Below are 18,644 nucleotides of genomic sequence, written 5' to 3' on the forward strand. Positions count from 1 at the left end.
CCGACACCCGGCGCACGCACCGCTCGTACGGTGCGGGGCCGAAGCGGGGCGTCCAGCCGGACGGAACCGCGCGCCACGCGCGCCACGCGCGCCACGCGCGCCACGCGCGCCACGTGGGCCACGTGGGCCGGCGGCCCCCGGCGTTCTCCAGGACCGGGTGGCCCTCCCGGCCGTCCTCGGGGCCGGGACCGAAGGGGCAGGCCGGTTCCGGGGTCATGCGTCCAGCTCCTTCAGGCGGGCGGCCAGGACCGCCGCGACGTCGTCGAGGTACCGGTCCCGCATCAGCTGCGGGTGGGTGCAGTCGAGGTTGTGGTTGTCGAGGGCGCCGGTGACGTACGGACGCCAGGACTCCCTGGTCAGCCAGGACTCGGCGCGCGGGGCGGCGGCGGTGAAGAACAGCACGTCGCCGTCGTACGGGCGGTGTTCGTGCTCGCGCATCATGCGGGCGTGGTTGGGGACGATGTCGACGATCCGGGACAGGGTGCGGTCGGTGAGCCCGGCCAGCGGGCTGCCCGCCCGGCGCAGCGTGGTGAGCACGTCCTCGCGGGTGCGTTCGCCGGTACGGTCGAAGCCCGCCATGCGCAGCACGGCCGTCAGCGCGTCGCCCTCCTCCGGAGCCGGACGCTCCCGCCACTGCTCGGAGGGGAAGGCGTCCAGCAGCGCGAGGAGTTCGACCTCCTCGCCGGCCTCCTGGAGCAGGACGGCGACCGTGTGCGCGAGGACACCGCCGACCGACCAGCCCAGCAGGCGGTACGGGCCGTGCGGCTGGACCTCGCGGATCCGCTCCGCGTAGTCCTCGGCCTCCTCCCGGAGCGTGCGCGGCAGCGCCTCGTCACCGGTCAGACCGCGGGCCTGGAGCCCGTACACCGGCTGCTGCGGGCCGAGCCGCGCGGTCAGTCCCGCGTAGCACCAGGCGAGGCCGCCCGCCGGGTGGACGCCGAACAGCGGTGTCCGGTCGCCCTCGGCGCGCAGCGGCAGGACGACGCCGAGGGCGTCCCCGGCGGCCGGTGCGGCGGCGTCCAGCCGGGCGGCGAGCCCGGCCGGCGTCGGCGCCTCGAACAGGGAGCCGATGGTCAGCTCGGCGCCGAACTCCTCGCGGACCCGGCCGACCAGGCGCACCGCCAGCAGCGAGGTCCCGCCCAGGTCGAAGAACGCGTCGTCGGGGCCGGCCCCTTCCACGCCCAGCACCTCGGCGAACAGGCCGGTCAGCGCCTCCTCACGGGCGGAGGCGTACGGCCGCCCGCCGGTGCCGCCGGCGAACACGGGGGCGGGCAGCCCGCGCCGGTCCAGCTTGCCGTTGGGGGAGAGCGGGAAGGCGTCCAGGGCGACGACGGCCGCCGGGACCATGTGCTCGGGCAGCTCCCGGGCCAGCGCCGCCCGGACCCCGGCCGGATCGGCGCTGCCGGTCACGTAGCCGAGGAGCCGGTCGTCGCGGACCAGGGCGCACGCCGCGTCCACGCCGGGGCGGGCGGCCAGCGCCGCCTCGACCTCACCGAGTTCGATGCGCTGGCCGCGGAGCTTGACCTGGTGGTCGGTGCGGCCGAGGTACTCGACCTCGCCGTTCGCCGTCCACCGGGCCAGGTCCCCGGTGCGGTACATGCGGGTGCCGGCCGGACCGAAGGGGTCGGCGACGAACCGGGCCGCGGTCAGCTCCGGCCGGCCCAGGTAGCCGTCGGCGAGCTGCGTACCCGCCAGGTACAGCTCGCCGGGGACGCCGGGCGGGCAGGGCTGGAGGGCGGCGTCCAGGACGTACAGGCGGGTGTTCCACACCGGCCGCCCGATCGGCACCGGGCCCGTGTCCGCCGGGTCGCACGCGTGGTACGTCACGTCGACGGCGGCCTCGGTCGGCCCGTAGAGGTTGTGCAGCTCCACGCCGGACAGGGCGCGGGCGAACGCGGACGCCGTCTCGCGCGGGAGGGCCTCGCCGCTGCAGAACACCCGGCGCAGCGCGTCCGCGCAGCCGGCGGCCTCCGGGGCGGCCAGGAACACCTGGAGCATCGACGGTACGAAGTGGCAGGTGGTGACCGCCTGTTCACGGATCAGCCGGGCCAGGTGGAGCGGGTCCTTGTGGCCGCCGGGCTCGGCGACGACCAGCGTCGCGCCCTCGCGCAGCGGCCAGAAGAACTCCCACACCGACACGTCGAACGACGACGGCGTCTTCTGGAGCACGCGGTCCCCGGCCGTCAGCCCGTACTGGTGCTGCATCCACCGCAGCCGGTTGTCGATCGCCCGGTGCGGCACGACCACGCCCTTGGGGCGGCCGGTGGAACCGGAGGTGTAGATGACGTACGCCGGGTGGGCGGGGGTGAGGGCGCGGGGCGGGTCGGTCCAGGCGTACGACGACACGTCGAGCCCGTCCAGCAGGACCACCTCGGTGCCGGCGCTGTCCGGGAGACGGCCGGCGCGGTCGGTGACGGCGCACACCGGTGCGGCGTCGCCGAGCATGTAGGCCAGCCTCTGCGCCGGGTAGTCCGGGTCGAGCGGCAGGTAGGCGGCGCCCGACTTCAGCACCGCGAGCAGGGTCACGACCAGGTCCACCGAGCGCGGCACCGACACCGCCACCACCGCGCCCGGCCGGGCGCCGAGACGCTGGAGGTGCCGGGCGAGCCGGTTGGCGCGGGTGTTCAGCTCCGCGTAGGCCAGCTCGGTGTCCCCGAAGACCAGCGCGGTGGCGTCCGGGGTGCGGGCGGCCCGCGCCTCGATCGGTCCGACGAGCGTGGTCGGCGGCAGCGCCCGTTCCGTGCGGTTGAACTCCTCGACGACGAGGTCGGCCTCCGCCGGGGTCGCGACGGCGTGCACCGCCAGGGGCTGCTGCGGGTCGGTGCCGGCCAGCCGGTCCAGCAGGTCCAGGAACCGTTCCTGGTGCGCGGCGAGGCCGGAGTCCCCGTACAGCGCGGGGTTGCCGTCGTGGTCGACGCGCAGGCCCCGGCCGTCGGCGCGGTCGTAGACGTTGACCGTCAGGTCGTCCACCGGCCCCGCCGACAGGTTCCTCGCCCGGGCGGGGGCGCCCGCGAAGTCCACGCCGTAGTCGAAGGGCATGACGTTGACGAGCGGGCCGACCAGCGCCCGGCCCTCGCCGAGCAGGCCCAGGTCGCGGCGGATGTCCTCGTAGCGGTAGCGCTGGTGGCGGCGGACCTCGCGGATGCCGAGCACCACCCGCCGGACCAGCTCGGCGAAGGTCTCCTCGGGGGAGACGGTCAGCCTCAGCGGCAGCACGTTCATGACCATGCCGGGCACGCGCAGCGCCACCGAACCCATGCGGCCCATCATCGGCAGGCCCAGCACCACGTCGGTACGGGCCGTGGCGCGGGCGGTGCACAGGGCCTGCGCCGCGATCAGCACGTCCGGCCAGGTCGCGCGGAGCCGGGTCGCGAGGTCCTTGAGCCGCTCGGTGGCGTCCGGGGAGAGGTGGGCGGTGCGGCGCAGGAAGGTGCGGGACGGGAGCGCGCCGCGGCCCGCGAGCCGTGGCGCCTCCGGCCGGTCGGCGAACGCCTCGGCCCAGTGCGCCCGGTCGGCCTCGAACGCGGCCGACTCCCGGTACGCGGTGTCGTCCGCGACCAGGTCGGCCAGGTGGCCGAAGCCGCGCGGGGCGGGTTCCTCACCGCGGACGAGCGCCGAGTACACCTCGGCGGTGCGGCGCACCACCAGCGAGTAGCCGTACCCGTCCATGACGAGGTGGTGGACGCGCTGGTACCACAGCCACCGGTCGGCGCCGACCCGGAACAGGGCGTGGCGGAACAGCGGCCCGGCCGCCAGGTCGAACGGCTCGGCGAGGTCGGCGCGCATCCAGGCCTCGGCCTCGGCCTCGGTGTCCGACTCCCGTACGGTCAGCGGCGGTTCGACGACGTCCGACACGTGCTGCACGGGGCCGTCCGGGGTGTCCTCGATCCGCACCCGCAAGGCCTCGGTCTCGTCCGTCACCCGGCGCAGGGCGCGGGCGAACCGCACCGGATCGAGCGGTCCGTCGATCTCCAGGCACTCGGCGGTGTTCTGCGCGGGACTGAGCGGGTCCAGGGCCTGGGCGAACCACATGCCCGTCTGGGCCGCCGTCAGGGGCAGGACGCTCATACCGCCCCCAGCAGGGACGCCCACGCCTCGATGACGGGCCGTTCGGCGAGGTCGGCGAAGGAGGCGGTCACGTCGTGCTCGCGGCGCCAGCGCTCCAGCAGCGCCATGACGCGGACCGAGTCGAGGCCGTGGTCGACCAGGTTCTCGTCGACGGGTATGTCCGTCGGGTCCTCGCCGAGGCAGTCGGCGACGTCGGTGCGGATTCGCTCAAGGGTCAGCGCCATGGTCAGACCTCCGTCAGGAGCGCGTCGGTGGTGGTGACGACCGCGCAGCGGCCGGCGGCCCAGCGCAGTGCCATGTCGTGGTCGGCGCGGGAGAAGTCGGCGACGGCGTCGGCGACGACGAACGCCTGGACGTCCCGCTGCCAGGCGTCGGCGGCGGTCATCAGCACGCCGATGTGCGCGTACACGCCGGTGAGGACGATCTGGTCGCGGCCCCCCTCGCGCAGCAGGTCCGCCAGCCCCGTGCGCACGAACGCGCTGTACTTCCACTTGGTGAGCACGGTCTCCCCGGCCTCGGGGGCGACGGCCTCGGGCGCGGCGAGCCTCTCCGGGTCGTCGGGGACGCCGGGCCCCCAGAAGTCGAGCTGGAGGCCCCGCTGCCGGGGCGTCTGACCACCGCGCTGGGCGGAGTGGAGGACCGGCACGCCCAGGCGCCGGTACTCCTTGAGCAGACGGGCGGTGTTGCCGAGCATGCCGGTCAGGGGCTGCTCGCCGGAGGGGAAGGCGGACAGGAAGTGCTGTTGCAGGTCGTGCACGAGCAGGACGGCGCGCGCGGGGTCCACGGTCCAGGACACCCGGTTCTCCGGGAGTTCGTCCGGTGCCGGGAGCGGATAGGGGGCGATGGCGGGGAGTGTCATGGGGGAGTCCTCTCGGTACGGTCAGGCCTGTCCGGCGGCGGACCGCAACTGCGTCTTGCTGATCTTGCCGACGCCGGTCCGGGGAAAGGCGTCGACGAATTCGACGAGGTCGGGGACCTTGTAGGCGGCGATGCCGCGTTCCCGGACGAACCGTTTGACCGCGACCGGCTTCAGCGGCTCGGCGCCCCGCCGCAGGATCACGTAGGCGAGGGAGCGTTCGCCGAGGTACTCGTCGGGCACCGAGACCACCGACACGTCGTGCACCGACGGGTGGGCCAGGATGATGTTCTCGACCTCCTCCGGCGCGATCTTCTCGCCGCCCCGGTTGATCTGGTCCTTGGCCCTGCCCTCCACGACGAGGTGGCCGGTCGGGGTGCGGCGCACGATGTCGCCGGTGCGGTAGAAGCCGTCCTCGGTGAAGGACCGCCGGTTGTGGTCGGGGGCCCGCCAGTAGCCGCGGATCGTGTACGGACCCCGGGTCAGCAGGTGCCCGAACTCGCCCTCGGGGACGTCGCGGTCCTCGTCGTCGACGATGCGGACCTCGTCGTCCGGGGAGATCGGCCGGCCCTGCGTGGTGACGACCGTCTCGGTGTCGTCGTCCCGCCGCGTGTAGTTGACCAGGCCCTCGGCCATGCCGAACACCTGCATCAACGTGCAGCCGAGCGCGGGCTCCAGCCGGCGGGCGGCCTGCTCGCTGTACTTGGCGCCGCCGACCAGCACCAGCTCCAGGGTGGACAGGTCGTGCCCGGTGGCGGACGCGGCCTCGGTCCACACCAGGGCCAGGGGCGGCACCAGGGCCGTCATGGTGATCCGCTCGGCCTCGATCAGCGGGAACGCGGTGGCCGGATCGGGCTTCGGGGCGAGCACCGCCGTGCCGCCCGCGTACAGGACACCCAGCCAGCCCGGGGAACTCATCGGGAAGTTGTGCGCGGCCGGCAGCACGACCAGGAAACGCGTGTCGTCGTCCACGCCGCAGATCTCGTCGGAGCCCCGCAGCGAGTACAGGTAGTCGTCGTGGGTGCGCGGGATCAGCTTGTTCAGGCCCGTCGTCCCGCCGGAGAGCTGGAGGAACGCCAGCTCGTGCGGCTCGGGCCCGTCGAACGGACCGGACGGCTCGCACGGCACCTCGCTCAGCGCCGTGTGCTCACCGGGGTCCCCGGCCACGAACACGTGCCGCAGTCCCGGCGTCCGCTCCCGTATCCGCGCGGCCAGGTCCCGGTGGTCGAAACCGGCGTGCCGGTCGGGGACGACGTACGCGACGGCTTCGGTGAAGGAGCAGAAGTGGGAGATCTCCGTCTCGCGGTGGGCGGGCAGCGCGTACACCGGCAGCGCGCCGATGCGGAACAGGGCGAAGACCACCTCGACGAACTCGCCGACGTTCGGCAGCTGCACGACGACCCGGTCGCCCTTGGCGATGCCGCGTGCCAGGAACCCGGCGGCGAGCCGGTCGGCGCGCGCGTCCAGCTCCCGGTACGTCCAGGTGCGGCGCTCGGGCGCCGGGTCGACCAGGGCGATCCGGTCGGGGTGGGCGGCGGCCCGCTCGCGCAGCATGCCGCCGAACGTCTCGCCGCGCCAGTGACCGGCGGCCCGGTAGCGCTCGGCGAACTCGGGCGGCCAGGTGGGGGCGTCCACACCGGGGGTGAGGGTCACAGTGCTGCTCCTACGGCGTGCAGGAAGGTACGGAACTTGGCTGCGGTCTCCGCGGTCTCGGCCTCCGGCGTGGAGGCGGCCACGACCCCGGCGCCGGCGAACAGCCGCAGGGTCGTGCCCTCGGCCTCGGCGCAGCGGATCGTCACCACCCACTCGCCGTCGCCGTCGGCGTCCTGCCAGCCGACCATGCCGGTGTAGGCGCCGCGGTCGAAGGGCTCCGACTCGGCGATCACCCGCCTGGCCCGCTCGGTGGGCGTGCCGCAGACCGCCGGGGTGGGGTGCAGCGCGGACGCCAGGTCGAGGGCGGTGGTGTCCGGGGCGGAGACCTCGCCGGTGACCGTGGTCGACAGGTGCCACATGGCGGCGGTGCGCACCAGCGTGGGCCGCTCGGGCACGTCCAGCGCGCGGCAGAAGGGCGCCAGGGCCTCCCGTACGGCGGCCACGACGACGGCGTGCTCGTGCAGGTCCTTCTCGGACTCCAGCAGAGCCGCCGCGCGCCGCACGTCCTCGGCGAGGTCGGTGCTGCGCGGCGCCGATCCGGCGAGGGGGTTGGCGGTGAGCCGGCCGCCCCGGCGGGAGACCAGCAGTTCGGGGCTGGCGCCGACCAGGGTGCGGCCCGGTCCGCTCGGCACGGCGAAGGTGTAGCCGGCCGGGTCGCGGCGGGCCAGGCGGCGCAGCATGGCCGGCAGGTCCGGTTCCCGGGCGGAGGTCAGCTCCAGGGTGCGGGCGAGGACGACCTTGTCGAACTCCCCGGCCCGCATCCGCGCCACCGCGGCGGCGACCGCCTCGCCGTACCGTCCCGCGGCCGGGACCTCCCGGACCCGCCACTCGGGACGGTGCCGGTCCTCGGGCACGGGCAGCGCGATCAGCGGGTCCTCGCGCAGGGGCGGTGCCCAGCGCACCGAGTCGGGCACCGCCAGCGCGGCCGGGGCGTCCGGGGCGAAGGGCAGCGCCCCCACGACCACCGGCACGGGGGCGCCCGGGCGGCGCAGCGCCTCCAGCGTCTCCCGCACCCGCCGGGCCGGGGGACGGGAGTCCTCGGGTATCCCGGCGGCGGTGCCGCGTCCCAGGAGCGTGCGGTGGGGGGTGGCGAGGAAGCGGTCGGTCGCGGGGCGGTAGGACTCCAGCAGCGCGGTCGCGGCGCCGGGGGTGACCGGTGCTCCGGTGGGCCGGTGCGGGGTGTCGGGCAGCGGTTCGTGCAGGGGTTCGTGCAGGGAAAGGGACATGGCTGTCTCCAGTGGGGAGGACGTGTGCCGAGGGCCCGGGTCAGGCCCGCAGGGTGGCGCCGCCGTCGACGTACAGGTCGTGCATGGTGATGTGCCGGGCGCGGTCGGAGGCCAGGAAGACGACGGCGTCGGCGATGTCGGAGGGGTCGGCGATCCGGCCGAGCGGGATGCCCGTGCGGTAGGCCGCCGGGTCGCCCTCGATCACCCGCCGGGCGGAGGCCTCCTCCTCGCCCGCCGTCCACAGGGCGCGCTGCATGTCGGTCATGGTCGAGCCGGGGGAGACCGTGTTGCAGCGCACGCCCTGCCGCGCGACCTCCAGGCCCAGGCATCTGGTGAACATGACCGCGGCGGCCTTGGACGCGGCGTAGGCGGCGAAGCCCGCGCGGGGGACGCCTCCCGCGTTGGAGGCGACGGTGACGATGCTGCCGCGGCCACGCCCGGCCATGCGGCGGGAGGCGGCGCGCGAGACGTGGAACACCCCGGTGGTGTTGACCGCGAAGTGCGCTGCCCAGTCCTCGTCGGAGAGGCCGGCGACGGGTCCGTCGCGCAGGATGCCGGCCACGTTGACGGCGATGTCCAGCGGGCCGAGGGTCTCCTCGGTCTCGGCCACCAGCGTGTCCACGGCGGTGGCGTCGGTGACGTCCAGCGGGCGGGCGGTGACCCGCCCGTCGTGCCGGGCGGCGAGTGTCTCCACGCCCGCGGGGTCGAGGTCGGTGGCGACCACGCGGGCGCCCTCCTCGACGAGGGCCGTGACCACCGCCGCGCCGATGCCCCGGCCCGCCCCCGTCACGAGGGCGAGCCGGCCGTCGAGTCCGGGCATCACGAGGCGAGCGCCTTCGTCACGTCGTCCAGGACGATCCGGGCGGCCAGGGGGCCGCCGGCGCTGTTCCAGGCGGAACCCTGGACGACCACGACGTGGCCCTCCTGCTCGGCCTTGAGCCTGCTGAAGTTGGGCACCTTCTGGGCCTCGGCGTACGCCTCCTCGCCGTCGGCCTTCTCGCCGAGGGTGCCGAAGAACAGCCAGTCGCCGTCGATGGTGGACAGCTTCTCCAGGCTGACCGGCTCGCTGTGGCCGGTGCCCACGCCCTGCTGGTCCTCGGGCCGCTGAAGGCCCAGGGCGGTCAGGGTGGCGCCCACGTGGCCCACGCCCCGGCCGACCGCCGACGGCGCCTTGTTCTGCCAGCGGATCACGCTGACGACCGCTCCGGCGTTCTCGCCGAGCTTCCCCTTGGCGGCCGTCACGTCGGAGTCGAAGCCGGTGAGGATCTTCTCGGCCTCGGCCTTCCGGTTCAGCGCGTCGGCCGTGGCGGTGAAGGCCTTCTTCCAGTCCTCGTTCAGCTTGGCGGTGACCACGGTCGGGGCGATGGACTCCAGCTTGGAGACCTCGCCCTTCACCGCCGTGGTCTCGTCGAGCAGGATCAGATCGGGCTGGAGCGCGGCCAGCTTCTCCATGTCGGCCTCAGCGACCGTGGCGACCACCTGCGCCGCGCCCGCCTTGTCGGCCAGGTACGTGGACACGCCCTTCTGACCGCGTCCGGCGGTGGCGCCGGCCGGCTCGATGCCGAGCGCGAGGGCGGCGTCCAGGGTGGGCTCGCTGAGCGTCACGACCTTCTTCGGCTCGGCGGGCACGTCGACCTTGCGGCCCGTGGCGTCGGTGACCTGACGGGTGCCGGCCTCCGAGCCGCCCGCGCTGTCGCCGCCGCCGTCGTCACCGCAGCCGGTCAGGAGCAGGGCTCCGGTGACGACGGCGGCGGAGGCGAGGACGGTTCTGCGGGAGGCACGTGCAGGGGACATGAAGGAGTCGCTCCTCGGAAGGGTGGTGGAAAACGGGAAACGGGAAACGGAGAACGGGGGCGGGACGGGGAGATGGGAACGGGGAAACGGGTCTGGACGAGGGAAGGCGGGCGAGACGGGGGAAGGTGCGGGCGGGACGGGGAAGGGGAGGCGCGGGAGGGGAGCCGGCGGGCGGAAGGGTGCGCGAGGCGACGGGTCAGGGGGTGGGGCCGCCCAGCAGGCGGACCAGTCCGTCCGCCAGAGCGCCGTGCCAACAGGCGTAGTCGTGACCGCCGTTGAACTCGGTGCGGGTGACCCGGTGGCCGGTCGTGCGCAACGCGTCGTACAGGGCGCGGCTGTGGTCGACCATGACGCCCTCGTGCAGTCCGACGTCCAGGTGGACGCGCACCGGCCGGGCGGTTCCGGCGGCGTAGCGGGCGACGAGCCAGGGCGTGCCGTGGACCGGCGGTTTGGGCCCGGCCGGCGGCGGCTGTCCGGGCCGCCACCACAGGGAGGCGGACTGGGCGAGGACGTTGCCGAACCGGTCGGGCCGCAGGTACGCGGCGTACAGCGCGGTCACGCCGCCGAGGCTCTGCCCGGCGACCACGGTGCGTTCGGAGTCCGTGGCCAGCGGCCAGCGTCCGGCCGCCCAGGGCAGCAACTCGTCCGCCAGGAAGGTGACGAACGGTTCCCGGCCGCCGAGGTCGCGCCAACGGGTCCGCCGGTCCACGGCGTCCGGTGCCAGCACGGCCAGCGGCGGCAGCGCGCCGTCGGCGATCAGCGCGTCCAGCGTGTCGCCGAGTCCGAGCCGCCCGAACCACATGTCGCCGTCGCACAGCACCACGGCCGGCAGGGGCGCACGGGTGCCGGCTTCGTGACCCGGCGGCAGATAGACCCAGGCGTCCCGGTCCCCGACCGGCGCCGAGCCCGGGACCCGGTGCCGCTCGACCCGCCCGGCCGGCACCGTGCCCCGCCGCCCGGCCCACCGCTGGGCGGGTGCGTCGGGCAGGGCGAAGACCGAGGCGTCGGACTCGCCGCGGCGGGTGGCTACGGTACGGCGGTTGAGCGGGTCGGCCGCGGCGAACGCGGTCAGCGACCGCAGCCGCTGCTGGAGTCCGTCCGGGTCCGAGGGCGGTTCCCGGAGCGAGATGTCGGCGGCCAGCCGGTAGGAGCCGCGGTGGTCGGCGCGCAGCCGGAGCCCCAGGTGCCAGACGTCGGTGCCCGGAACCCGCTCCAGCAGTGAACCGGCCAGGTGGGCGCGGTCGGTGAGGCGGTTGCCGAAGAAGAGCACCTGCCGGGTGGCGCGGTGACCCCGCCACAGGAACGTGACCGCCCGATGGCCGGGCGCACCGTCGAACACCTCGACGAGCGGGGTGCCCAGACTCTCCGCCTCCTGCCAGAACTCGGCGGCCAGGGCCGCCCGTCGGGCGTCGTCGGCCCCCTCCACGGCCTCCAGCAGCCGCGCGACGCGCGGTCCCGTCACCCGCTCCGGGCGGATGTCCGGTGCGGTGGCACCGCGAGGGGTGGATCGAGTGAGCGTGGTCATCGGTGTTCTCCGTGAACCGCTGGTCGGAGCGTGCAGGGCAGGCGGAACTGCCGACGAAATCGTCAACAGCCAAGGTAAGGCTAGCCTAAGCTAAGCACATGTCCACTGGAATGTGTGTCCTGCACCTAGACGCTTCGGTGCCCGTCGTCCGGCGCTCCGCCCCCCGGACGGCCGTCTCGTGAGCACCACGACGGCCGCAGCCCCACCGAGGAGGGAGCAGGACGGGAAGAGGCCCCGCACCAGGGCCCCCCGACGCGCGGCGGGCCTGCTCCTCGGCGTCCTCCTGCTCGTCGGGGCGACCGCCCTCTCCCTGGCCGTGGGAGCCAGGCAGATACCGCTCGACCAGGTCTGGTCCGCGCTGTTCGACCCGTCCGGCACCGAGAACGACGCGATCGTCCGGGACCTGAGGCTGCCCCGCACGCTCATCGGCGCCGCCGTCGGCGCCGCCCTCGGCCTCGGCGGCGCCGTCATGCAGACCCTGACCCGCAACCCGCTCGCCGACCCCGGACTCCTCGGCGTCAACGCGGGCGCGTCGGCCGCGGTCGTCACCGCGATCGGGGTCCTCGGCATCACGTCGTTCACCGGATACCTGTGGTTCGCACTCGCCGGCGCGGCCCTCGCCGCCACCGCCGTCAACGCCCTCGGCGGCGGCCGGTGGGCGACGCCGGTGCGGCTCGCGCTGGCCGGGACCGCCGTCAACGCGGCCCTGTTCGGCTACGTCAACGGCCTCTCGCTGTGGCACCTGAGCACGCTGGACGAGATGCGGTTCTGGTCGGTCGGCACCCTGGCCAACCGCGAGGTTTCCCTGCTGGTCACCGTGGCGCCGCTGCTCCTGGGCGGCGCCGTGCTCGCCCTCGCCCTGGCCCGGCCGCTCGCTGCGGTCGCCCTCGGCGAGGACCACGCGCGGGCACTGGGGACCCGGGTGCGGCGCGTGCGGGTGCTCTCCGTGATCGCCATCACCCTGCTGTGCGGCGGCGCCACCGCCGTGTGCGGGCCGATCGGCTTCATCGGCCTGATGATCCCGCACGCCGCCCGCGCCTTCTGCGGGCCCGACCCGCGTCGGCTCATCCCCTGCTGTGCGGTGTTCGCACCGGTGCTGCTGCTCGTCTCGGACGTGATCGGCCGCGTCGTGATGCCGCCGTCCGAGATCGAGGTGGGCACGGTCACCGCGTTCCTCGGCGGACTGCTCTTCATCCATCTCGTACGGCAGCGGAAGGTGGCCCAGCTGTGAGCCTCGTGAAGGACACCCCCGTGCGGGCCCGCGCGGAGGTGCGGCGCGGACTGCTGCGCACCGGCCGCTGGTCGCTGCGCTACGGCGCCCGGACCCTGCTGGTCTGCGTGGTGCTCGCCGTGCTCACGGCAGGCGCCATGGTGCTGGCCATCGGCACCGGGACCTACGAGCTGTCCCCGCCCGAGGTGCTGAGCACACTCGCCGGCGACGGGCCGCCGGGCGCCGGGTTCGTCGTCCTCGACCTGCGTCTGCCCCGCGCCCTGGTGGCCGCCCTGGTCGGCTTCGGGCTGGGCATGGCGGGCGCCGTCTTCCAGTCCCTGACCCGCAACCCGCTGGGCAGCCCCGACGTCATCGGCTTCGGCAACGGCGCCTCGGCCGGCGCCCTCGTGGCCATCATCGTCCTCGACGCGGGCGCGGCGCAGACGGCCGTCGGCGCGGTGTGCGGCGGTGCGGCGACGGCCGCCGCCGTCTACCTGCTGGCCTGGAAGCGCGGGGTGCACGGATACCGGCTGGTCCTCGTCGGCATCGGCGCCTCCTCGGTGCTGGGCGCGGCGACCAGCTTCCTGTACCTGCGCGCCGACATCGGCAAGGCCGCGCAGGCCGCCGCCTGGACGATCGGCTCGCTCAACGCCCGGGACTGGAACGACGTCCGAGTCGCCGCGCTGGGCCTGGTGGCACTGGCGCCGGTCGTCCTGGCGTACGGACGACGGCTGACCATGCTGGAGATGGGCGACGACTCCGCCGCCGCGCTCGGGGTGCCGCCCGAGCGGAGCCGCCTGGTGCTGCTCGGCGCGGGCACGGGTCTCACCGCCCTGGCGGTGGCGGCGGCCGGCCCCGTCCCGTTCGTGGCGATGGCCGCCCCGCAGCTGGCCCGCCGGATGACCCGGGCGGCGGGCCCGAACGTCCTGGCCGCCGGGTGGACCGGAGCGTTCCTGGTGACCGCCGCGGACCTGGTCACCCAGCGCCTGACCGGCTCCGCCCTGCTGCCGGTCGGTGTGGTGACCGGCGTGGCGGGCGGGGCCTACCTCGCCTGGCTGCTGCGCGCGGAGCACCGGGGCTCCCGGCTGTGACGGGGCTCCCGGCTGTGACGGGGGAGCCGGCCGCCGGGCGGGACTGACGTGCGCTCCACCACGACGGGTGGCCCCCGGCCTCCCGGCCCCCCGCCCTCGCCGGCCCGCCTCCCTGAGCGGGACTGCGGTGTGCCCCGCCACGACGGGTGGCCCCCGGCCTCCCGGCCCCCCGCCCTCGCCGGCCCGCCTCCCTGAGCGGGACTGCGGTGTGCTCCGCCACGACCGGTGGCCCCCGGGGCCTCCTGGCTTCCCCGCACCTCCGCCCCCGGCGGCCCGCCTCCCTGAGCGGGACTGAGGTGTGCCCCGCCACGACGGGTGGCCCCCGGCCTCCCGGCCCCTCCGCCCCGCCTACCCCGGGAGCGACCTGGATCGAACGCACCCCGGCCCGCGTCACCCGCCGGGGCGCCCGTCACCGGCGGTGCGCCCGATGGATGGACGGCCCTGGTCGGCGTGTCCCCGGAGCGGCTCGCCGCCGCCCTCCCGTGCCGGGGGCCGTGCAGTTGTGCCGGGGCGCCGGGCGGGTGCGTCCGCGGGGGTGCCGGCTCGTGTGACCGGGCCGGTACCGCCTTGCGCTCCGCGGTGCCTCGCCGTCCAGCACGTCGTCGACCTCCCCGCCCGCCCGGGGGTGCGGGGCGAGGGAGAGGAGCGGCGTCCGGCGCCGCACGGGACGCGGTCAGCGGGGCGGAGCGGTTCCCGGTCGTCTCACGATCACCGGGACGAGGCGGTCACCGCTTCCCCGGGGGCACCGCGCCGACCGGACCTGAGCGGCCGGTGCGGGCCGGAAGGCGGGAATACGGTAGACGAAATTGTTGACAATCTTGTTTGGCTAGATTTACGTTCGACAGGCACTCACTCAGGGAGGGCAACCATGCCGAAACAAGCCCGTCCGGGCACCGGGGAGCAGGCCAAACAGCTTGCGCTCGGGCAGCTGCGGCAGGCGATCCTGCGCGGCGAGATGGCACCGGCGCAGCGGCTGGTGGAGAACGAACTCGCCGAGCAGTTCGGCGTGACCCGGGCCAGCATCCGGGCCGCGCTGATCGACCTGGAGTCCCAGGGGCTCGTGGAACGCATCCGCAACCGCGGTTCACGGGTACGGGTCGTCACGGTCGAGGAGGCGGTGGCCATCACCGAATGCCGCCTGGTCCTCGAAGGGCTGTGCGCGGCCAAGGCCGCCGCCGCCGTCGACGACGAGCAGCTCGGTGAACTGCGGGGCCTGGGCACGGCCATGCGCAAGGCCGTGACCGCCGGCGAGCCGTTGACCTACTCGGACCTCAACCACGAACTCCACGCCAGGATCCGGGAGTTCTCCGGGCAGCGGACGGCCGTGGAGCTGCTGGAGCGGCTCAACGCCCAACTGGTGCGTCACCGTTTCCAGCTGGCGCTGCGCCCGGGGCGTCCGCAGCAATCCCTGAACGAGCACCTGGCCATGATCGAGGCGATCGAGGCCAGGGACCCACAGGCGGCCGAGGCGGCCGTCCGGGCCCACCTCACCAGTGTGATCGAGGCGCTGCGCGACTGACACACACGCGTCGAGGCGGGCGTCACCTGTTCACCAAGGAGAAGCATCCATGACGCACGGCAACGCGCCCGCCGCCACCCCACGCTCGACACTCGTCGTCACCGCGCACGCGGGGGACTTCGTGTGGCGGGCGGGTGGCGCCATCGCCCTCGCCGCCTCGCGCGGGGAGAAGGTCACCATCGCGTGCCTGACCTTCGGCGAGCGCGGCGAGTCCGCCAAGGCCTGGCGCGAGGGGAAGAAGCTGGAGGAGATCAAGGCGATCCGCCGGGAGGAGGCCGAGGGGGCCGCCGCCGCCCTCGGCGCCGAGGTCCGTTTCTTCGACGCCGGCGACTACCCGCTGACCGCCACGCCCGAGCTGACCGACAGGCTCGTCGAGGTATACCGCGCCACCCAGCCCGACGTGGTGCTCACCCACCCGGTCGAGGACCCGTACAACGGCGACCACCCGGCCGCCAACCGCATGGCCCTCGAAGCCCGCGTCCTCGCCCAGGCCATCGGTTACCCGGGCGAGGGCGAGATCATCGGCGCCCCGCCGGTCTTCTACTTCGAGCCGCACCAGCCCGAGATGAGCGGCTTCCGGCCCGAGGTCCTGCTCGACATCACCGAGGTGTGGGAGACCAAGCGCAAGGCCATGGAGTGCCTCGCCGCCCAGCAGCACCTGTGGGACTACTACACCGACCTCGCCGTCCGCCGCGGCGTCCAGCTCAAGCGCAACGCGGGCCCCAACCTGGGCCTGGCCCACAAGACCATGGCCGAGGCGTTCATGCGCCCGTACCCGCAGATCGCGAAGGAGCTGGCATGAGCGGCGTCATCGTCACCGGCCCGCCGAAGGCCGCCGCCGCGGACGTCGAGGCACTCGCCGGGTACGGCGTGGCCACCGTCAGCGAGGCCATGGGCCGCACCGGTCTGCTCGGCCCGGAGATCCGCCCCGTCCAGCAGGGGGTGCGCATCGCCGGCACCGCGGTCACCGTCCTCAGCTGGCCCGGCGACAACCTGATGATCCACGCCGCCGTGGAGCAGTGCGGCGAGGGCGACGTCCTGGTGGTCACCACCACCTCCCCGTCCACCGACGGCATGTTCGGCGAACTCTTCGCCACCGCCCTCCAGCGGCGCGGTGTGCGCGGTCTGATCATCAACGCGGGCCTCCGCGACACCCAGGAGCTGCGCGAGATGGGCTTCGCCGCCTGGTCCCGGGCCGTCTCCGCCCAGGGCACCGTGAAGGCCACGGGCGGCTCGGTCAACGTGCCGGTCGCCGTCGACGGCCAGGTGATCCGCCCCGGCGACGTGATCGTCGCCGACGACGACGGCGTGGTGGTCGTCCCTCGTGAACGCGCCCGGCGGACGGCCGAGGCGTCCGAGGCCCGCGAGGCCAAGGAGGCCGGCGCCCGCGCGGCGTTCGTCGAGGGACAACTGGGCCTGGACCGCTACGGGCTGCGGGAGAAGCTGAAGCAGCTGGGCGTCACCTACCAGTCGTACGACGAGTACACGGCGGAGGAGCGGCCGTGACCGGCTCCGAGGGGGTGCGCTGCACGCTGATGCGTGGCGGCACCTCCAAGGGCGCCTACTTCCTGGCCGACGACCTGCCCGCCGACCCCGGTGCCCGCGACGGGCTGCTGCTGCGGATCATGGGCAGCCCCGACCCGAGCCAGATCGACGGCCTGGGCGGGGCCCACCCGCTGACCAGCAAGGTCGCCGTGGTCTCCCGGTCGGCCGACCCGGACGCGGACGTCGACTACCTCTTCCTCCAGGTCGCCGTGGACACACCCGAGGTGACCGACCGGCAGAACTGCGGCAACATCCTCGCCGGGGTGGGCCCGTTCGCGGTCGAACGCGGGCTGGTGGCGGCCGGGGACGAGGAGACGTCCGTACGCGTCCGCATGCGCAACACCGGAGAACTCGCCGTCGCGACGTTCCCCACCCCGGGCGGACGCGTCGACCCCACCGGGGACGCCGAGATCTCCGGCGTGCCCGGGACCGCCGCCGCGGTGGTCCTGGAGTTCCCGCAGGGCGCAGGCCCCCTGCTGCCCACGGGCAACGTCCGCGACACCGTCGCCGGCACCGAGGTGACCTGCGTCGACAACGGCATGCCGGTCGTGCTGATCCCGGCGTCCGCACTGGGGGTCACCGGCTACGAGACGCCCGGGGATCTGGAGGAGGACGCCGCGCTCGCCGACCGGCTGCGGGAGATCCGGCTCGCCGCCGGACGGCTGATGGGCCTCGGCGACGTAGCGGGCACCACGGTGCCCAAGCTGACCCTGCTCGCCCCGCCCGCGGACGGCGGCGCGGTCATGACCCGCACCTTCGTCCCCGTGCGCTGCCACACCTCCATCGGCGTACTGGGCGCCGCGAGCGTGGCCGCCGGACTCCGCCTGCCCGGCGGGGTGGGGGAGCCGATCGCGGTCCTCCCGCACTCCGGCGACCGCCTGCGCGTCGAGCACCCCACCGGATTCCTGGAGGTCGGCGTCGACGTCGACCCGGGTTCCGGCACGGAGCCCGCCGTGGTCCGCCGCACCGCCGTCGTGCGCACCGCACGGAAGATCTTCGACGGCACCGTCTTCCCGCGGTCCGCCGAGACGGCACCGATCCCCGCACAACGCCCTGGAGGCCCCCATGACTCCGCCGCTCGGTGACATCGCCCACGTCGGCCACGCCCAGCTGTTCACGCCCGACCTGGACGCGAGCGTCGCCTTCTTCACGGACTACCTGGGCCTGACCGTCAGCGGTCAGGACGGCGACACCGTCTACCTGCGCACCTACGACGACTACGAGCACCACAGCCTGGTCCTCACCGCCCGCGAGCACCCCGGCCTCGGTCGGCTCGCGCTGCGCACCTCCAGCGAGGAGGCGCTCCGGCGCAGGGTGGCGGCGCTCGAGGCGGCGGGCCGGCCCGGCACGTGGACCGAGGACGAACCGGGCCTCGGCAAGATCTACCTGACCACCGACCCCGACGGCCACGAGCACGCCCTGTACTGGGAGAGCGAGTACTACCAAGCACCGGACGAGCTGCGGCCGGCGCTGAAGAACCAGCCGCAGGCCAAACCCAACCGGGGCGTGGGCGTACGCCGCCTGGACCACGTCAACTTCCTCGCCGCCGACGTGCTCGCCAACGCCGAGTTCCAGGAACAGCTCCTGGGCGCCCGGCCCACCGAGCAGATCCGGCTCGACTCCGGGAGGATCGCCGCCCGCTGGCTGACCTTCACGGACAAGTCGTACGACATCGTCTACACCGAGGACTGGACCGGCACCTCGGGACGCCTCCACCACATCGCCTTCGCGGCCGACACCCGCGAGGACATCCTGCGCGCCGCCGACCTCGCCATCGACACCGGCGTGTTCATCGAGACGGGCCCGCACAAGCACGCCATCCAGCAGACCTTCTTCCTCTACGTCTACGAGCCGGGCGGCAACCGCATCGAGCTGTGCAACCCGCTCACCCGCCTGGTGCTGGCCCCCGACTGGCCGATCGTCACCTGGACCGAGGCGGAACGGGCGAAGGGGCAGGCCTGGGGTCTGAAGACCATCGCGTCCTTCCACACCCACGGCACCCCGCCCGTCGCCTAGCGGGGACCGGACGACGGGGGGTGGGCCGCGCAGGTCGTGCGCGGCCCACCCTTCGGCGTATGCGCCCGAGTCCCCACGGCGGCCACCGGAACGGCGGCATCAGATCGTTGCTGAGATTGTCAACAAAAGTGTTGACACCCG

The 18,644-nt window shown here is 74.5% G+C and carries 15 protein-coding genes; 7 read left to right on the forward strand and 8 right to left on the reverse strand.

Features of this window, described 5'->3' with window-relative positions; translation table 11 throughout:
• Positions 1 to 213: 213 nt before the first annotated feature.
• The 8 genes from ACVV2G_RS12680 to fes all read right to left on the reverse strand — a co-directional run bounded on the left by ACVV2G_RS12680 (position 214) and on the right by fes (position 11,122).
• Positions 214 to 4,068, reverse strand: coding sequence for an amino acid adenylation domain-containing protein (locus ACVV2G_RS12680; protein WP_453842770.1), 3,855 nt, complete (start codon positions 4,066 to 4,068; stop codon positions 214 to 216).
• Positions 4,065 to 4,292, reverse strand: a complete 228-nt coding sequence (locus tag ACVV2G_RS12685; RefSeq protein WP_453842771.1) for a phosphopantetheine-binding protein — start codon at positions 4,290 to 4,292, stop codon at positions 4,065 to 4,067. Before ACVV2G_RS12685 ends, ACVV2G_RS12680 begins: the two co-directional genes overlap by 4 nt.
• Before the next feature lie 2 nt (positions 4,293 to 4,294).
• The gene (locus tag ACVV2G_RS12690) at positions 4,295 to 4,927 is read right to left on the reverse strand and encodes an isochorismatase family protein (protein ID WP_453842772.1); all 633 of its coding nucleotides are present in this window, start codon (positions 4,925 to 4,927) and stop codon (positions 4,295 to 4,297) included.
• A 21-nt stretch (positions 4,928 to 4,948) separates the two neighbouring features.
• The gene (locus ACVV2G_RS12695) at positions 4,949 to 6,577 is read right to left on the reverse strand and encodes a (2,3-dihydroxybenzoyl)adenylate synthase (RefSeq protein ID WP_453842773.1); all 1,629 of its coding nucleotides are present in this window, start codon (positions 6,575 to 6,577) and stop codon (positions 4,949 to 4,951) included.
• Positions 6,574 to 7,803: an isochorismate synthase gene (locus ACVV2G_RS12700; RefSeq protein WP_453842774.1), complete on the reverse strand. Its 1,230-nt coding sequence runs from the start codon at positions 7,801 to 7,803 to the stop codon at positions 6,574 to 6,576. The genes ACVV2G_RS12695 and ACVV2G_RS12700 overlap by 4 nt, the downstream gene beginning before the upstream one ends.
• Before the next feature lie 40 nt (positions 7,804 to 7,843).
• Positions 7,844 to 8,623 (reverse strand): 2,3-dihydro-2,3-dihydroxybenzoate dehydrogenase, encoded by a 780-nt coding sequence (locus tag ACVV2G_RS12705; RefSeq protein ID WP_453842776.1) that lies wholly within the window; start codon positions 8,621 to 8,623, stop codon positions 7,844 to 7,846.
• Positions 8,623 to 9,597 carry an ABC transporter substrate-binding protein gene (locus ACVV2G_RS12710; protein ID WP_453842777.1) on the reverse strand — a complete coding sequence of 325 codons (975 nt, stop codon included), beginning with the start codon at positions 9,595 to 9,597 and terminating at the stop codon, positions 8,623 to 8,625. Before ACVV2G_RS12710 ends, ACVV2G_RS12705 begins: the two co-directional genes overlap by 1 nt.
• A 196-nt stretch (positions 9,598 to 9,793) precedes the next feature.
• Positions 9,794 to 11,122, reverse strand: coding sequence for an enterochelin esterase (fes, locus tag ACVV2G_RS12715; RefSeq protein WP_453842778.1), 1,329 nt, complete (start codon positions 11,120 to 11,122; stop codon positions 9,794 to 9,796).
• Positions 11,123 to 11,300: 178 nt separating this feature from the next.
• Between fes and ACVV2G_RS12720 the strand changes: the two genes are divergently transcribed.
• The 7 genes from ACVV2G_RS12720 (at position 11,301) to ACVV2G_RS12750 (ending at position 18,503) form a co-directional block, all read left to right on the forward strand.
• Positions 11,301 to 12,353 (forward strand): FecCD family ABC transporter permease, encoded by a 1,053-nt coding sequence (locus ACVV2G_RS12720; RefSeq protein ID WP_453842779.1) that lies wholly within the window; start codon positions 11,301 to 11,303, stop codon positions 12,351 to 12,353.
• Complete coding sequence (locus ACVV2G_RS12725) at positions 12,350 to 13,423, forward strand: FecCD family ABC transporter permease (RefSeq protein ID WP_453842780.1); 1,074 nt, start codon at positions 12,350 to 12,352, stop codon at positions 13,421 to 13,423. Before ACVV2G_RS12720 ends, ACVV2G_RS12725 begins: the two co-directional genes overlap by 4 nt.
• An 868-nt stretch (positions 13,424 to 14,291) precedes the next feature.
• On the forward strand, positions 14,292 to 14,942 hold the full coding sequence (locus ACVV2G_RS12730; protein WP_371238155.1) for a GntR family transcriptional regulator: 651 nt from the start codon (positions 14,292 to 14,294) through the stop codon (positions 14,940 to 14,942).
• A gap of 49 nt (positions 14,943 to 14,991) precedes the next feature.
• Positions 14,992 to 15,744 (forward strand): PIG-L deacetylase family protein, encoded by a 753-nt coding sequence (locus ACVV2G_RS12735; protein ID WP_453842781.1) that lies wholly within the window; start codon positions 14,992 to 14,994, stop codon positions 15,742 to 15,744.
• Positions 15,741 to 16,448 carry a 4-carboxy-4-hydroxy-2-oxoadipate aldolase/oxaloacetate decarboxylase gene (locus ACVV2G_RS12740; protein WP_453842782.1) on the forward strand — a complete coding sequence of 236 codons (708 nt, stop codon included), beginning with the start codon at positions 15,741 to 15,743 and terminating at the stop codon, positions 16,446 to 16,448. The genes ACVV2G_RS12735 and ACVV2G_RS12740 overlap by 4 nt, the downstream gene beginning before the upstream one ends.
• Positions 16,445 to 17,572, forward strand: coding sequence for a 4-oxalomesaconate tautomerase (locus tag ACVV2G_RS12745; RefSeq protein WP_453842783.1), 1,128 nt, complete (start codon positions 16,445 to 16,447; stop codon positions 17,570 to 17,572). The genes ACVV2G_RS12740 and ACVV2G_RS12745 overlap by 4 nt, the downstream gene beginning before the upstream one ends.
• On the forward strand, positions 17,553 to 18,503 hold the full coding sequence (locus tag ACVV2G_RS12750) for a VOC family protein (protein ID WP_371238151.1): 951 nt from the start codon (positions 17,553 to 17,555) through the stop codon (positions 18,501 to 18,503). The genes ACVV2G_RS12745 and ACVV2G_RS12750 overlap by 20 nt, the downstream gene beginning before the upstream one ends.
• Positions 18,504 to 18,644: the final 141 nt, after the last annotated feature.

The organism is Streptomyces sp. JK94, from assembly GCF_053613315.1.

Bases quoted from the DNA above. Each gene is read 5' to 3' on its own strand.
- ACVV2G_RS12690 (WP_453842772.1), bottom strand. From the start codon at position 4,927: ATGACACTCCCCGCCATCGCCCCCTATCCGCTCCCGGCACCGGACGAA.
- ACVV2G_RS12750 (WP_371238151.1), top strand. From the start codon at position 17,553: ATGACTCCGCCGCTCGGTGACATCGCCCACGTCGGCCACGCCCAGCTG.
- ACVV2G_RS12700 (WP_453842774.1), bottom strand. From the start codon at position 7,803: ATGTCCCTTTCCCTGCACGAACCCCTGCACGAACCGCTGCCCGACACC.
- ACVV2G_RS12735 (WP_453842781.1), top strand. From the start codon at position 14,992: ATGACGCACGGCAACGCGCCCGCCGCCACCCCACGCTCGACACTCGTC.
- ACVV2G_RS12740 (WP_453842782.1), top strand. From the start codon at position 15,741: ATGAGCGGCGTCATCGTCACCGGCCCGCCGAAGGCCGCCGCCGCGGAC.
- ACVV2G_RS12685 (WP_453842771.1), bottom strand. From the start codon at position 4,292: ATGGCGCTGACCCTTGAGCGAATCCGCACCGACGTCGCCGACTGCCTC.
- ACVV2G_RS12730 (WP_371238155.1), top strand. From the start codon at position 14,292: ATGCCGAAACAAGCCCGTCCGGGCACCGGGGAGCAGGCCAAACAGCTT.
- ACVV2G_RS12680 (WP_453842770.1), bottom strand. From the start codon at position 4,068: ATGAGCGTCCTGCCCCTGACGGCGGCCCAGACGGGCATGTGGTTCGCC.
- fes (WP_453842778.1), bottom strand. From the start codon at position 11,122: ATGACCACGCTCACTCGATCCACCCCTCGCGGTGCCACCGCACCGGAC.
- ACVV2G_RS12710 (WP_453842777.1), bottom strand. From the start codon at position 9,597: ATGTCCCCTGCACGTGCCTCCCGCAGAACCGTCCTCGCCTCCGCCGCC.
- ACVV2G_RS12705 (WP_453842776.1), bottom strand. From the start codon at position 8,623: ATGCCCGGACTCGACGGCCGGCTCGCCCTCGTGACGGGGGCGGGCCGG.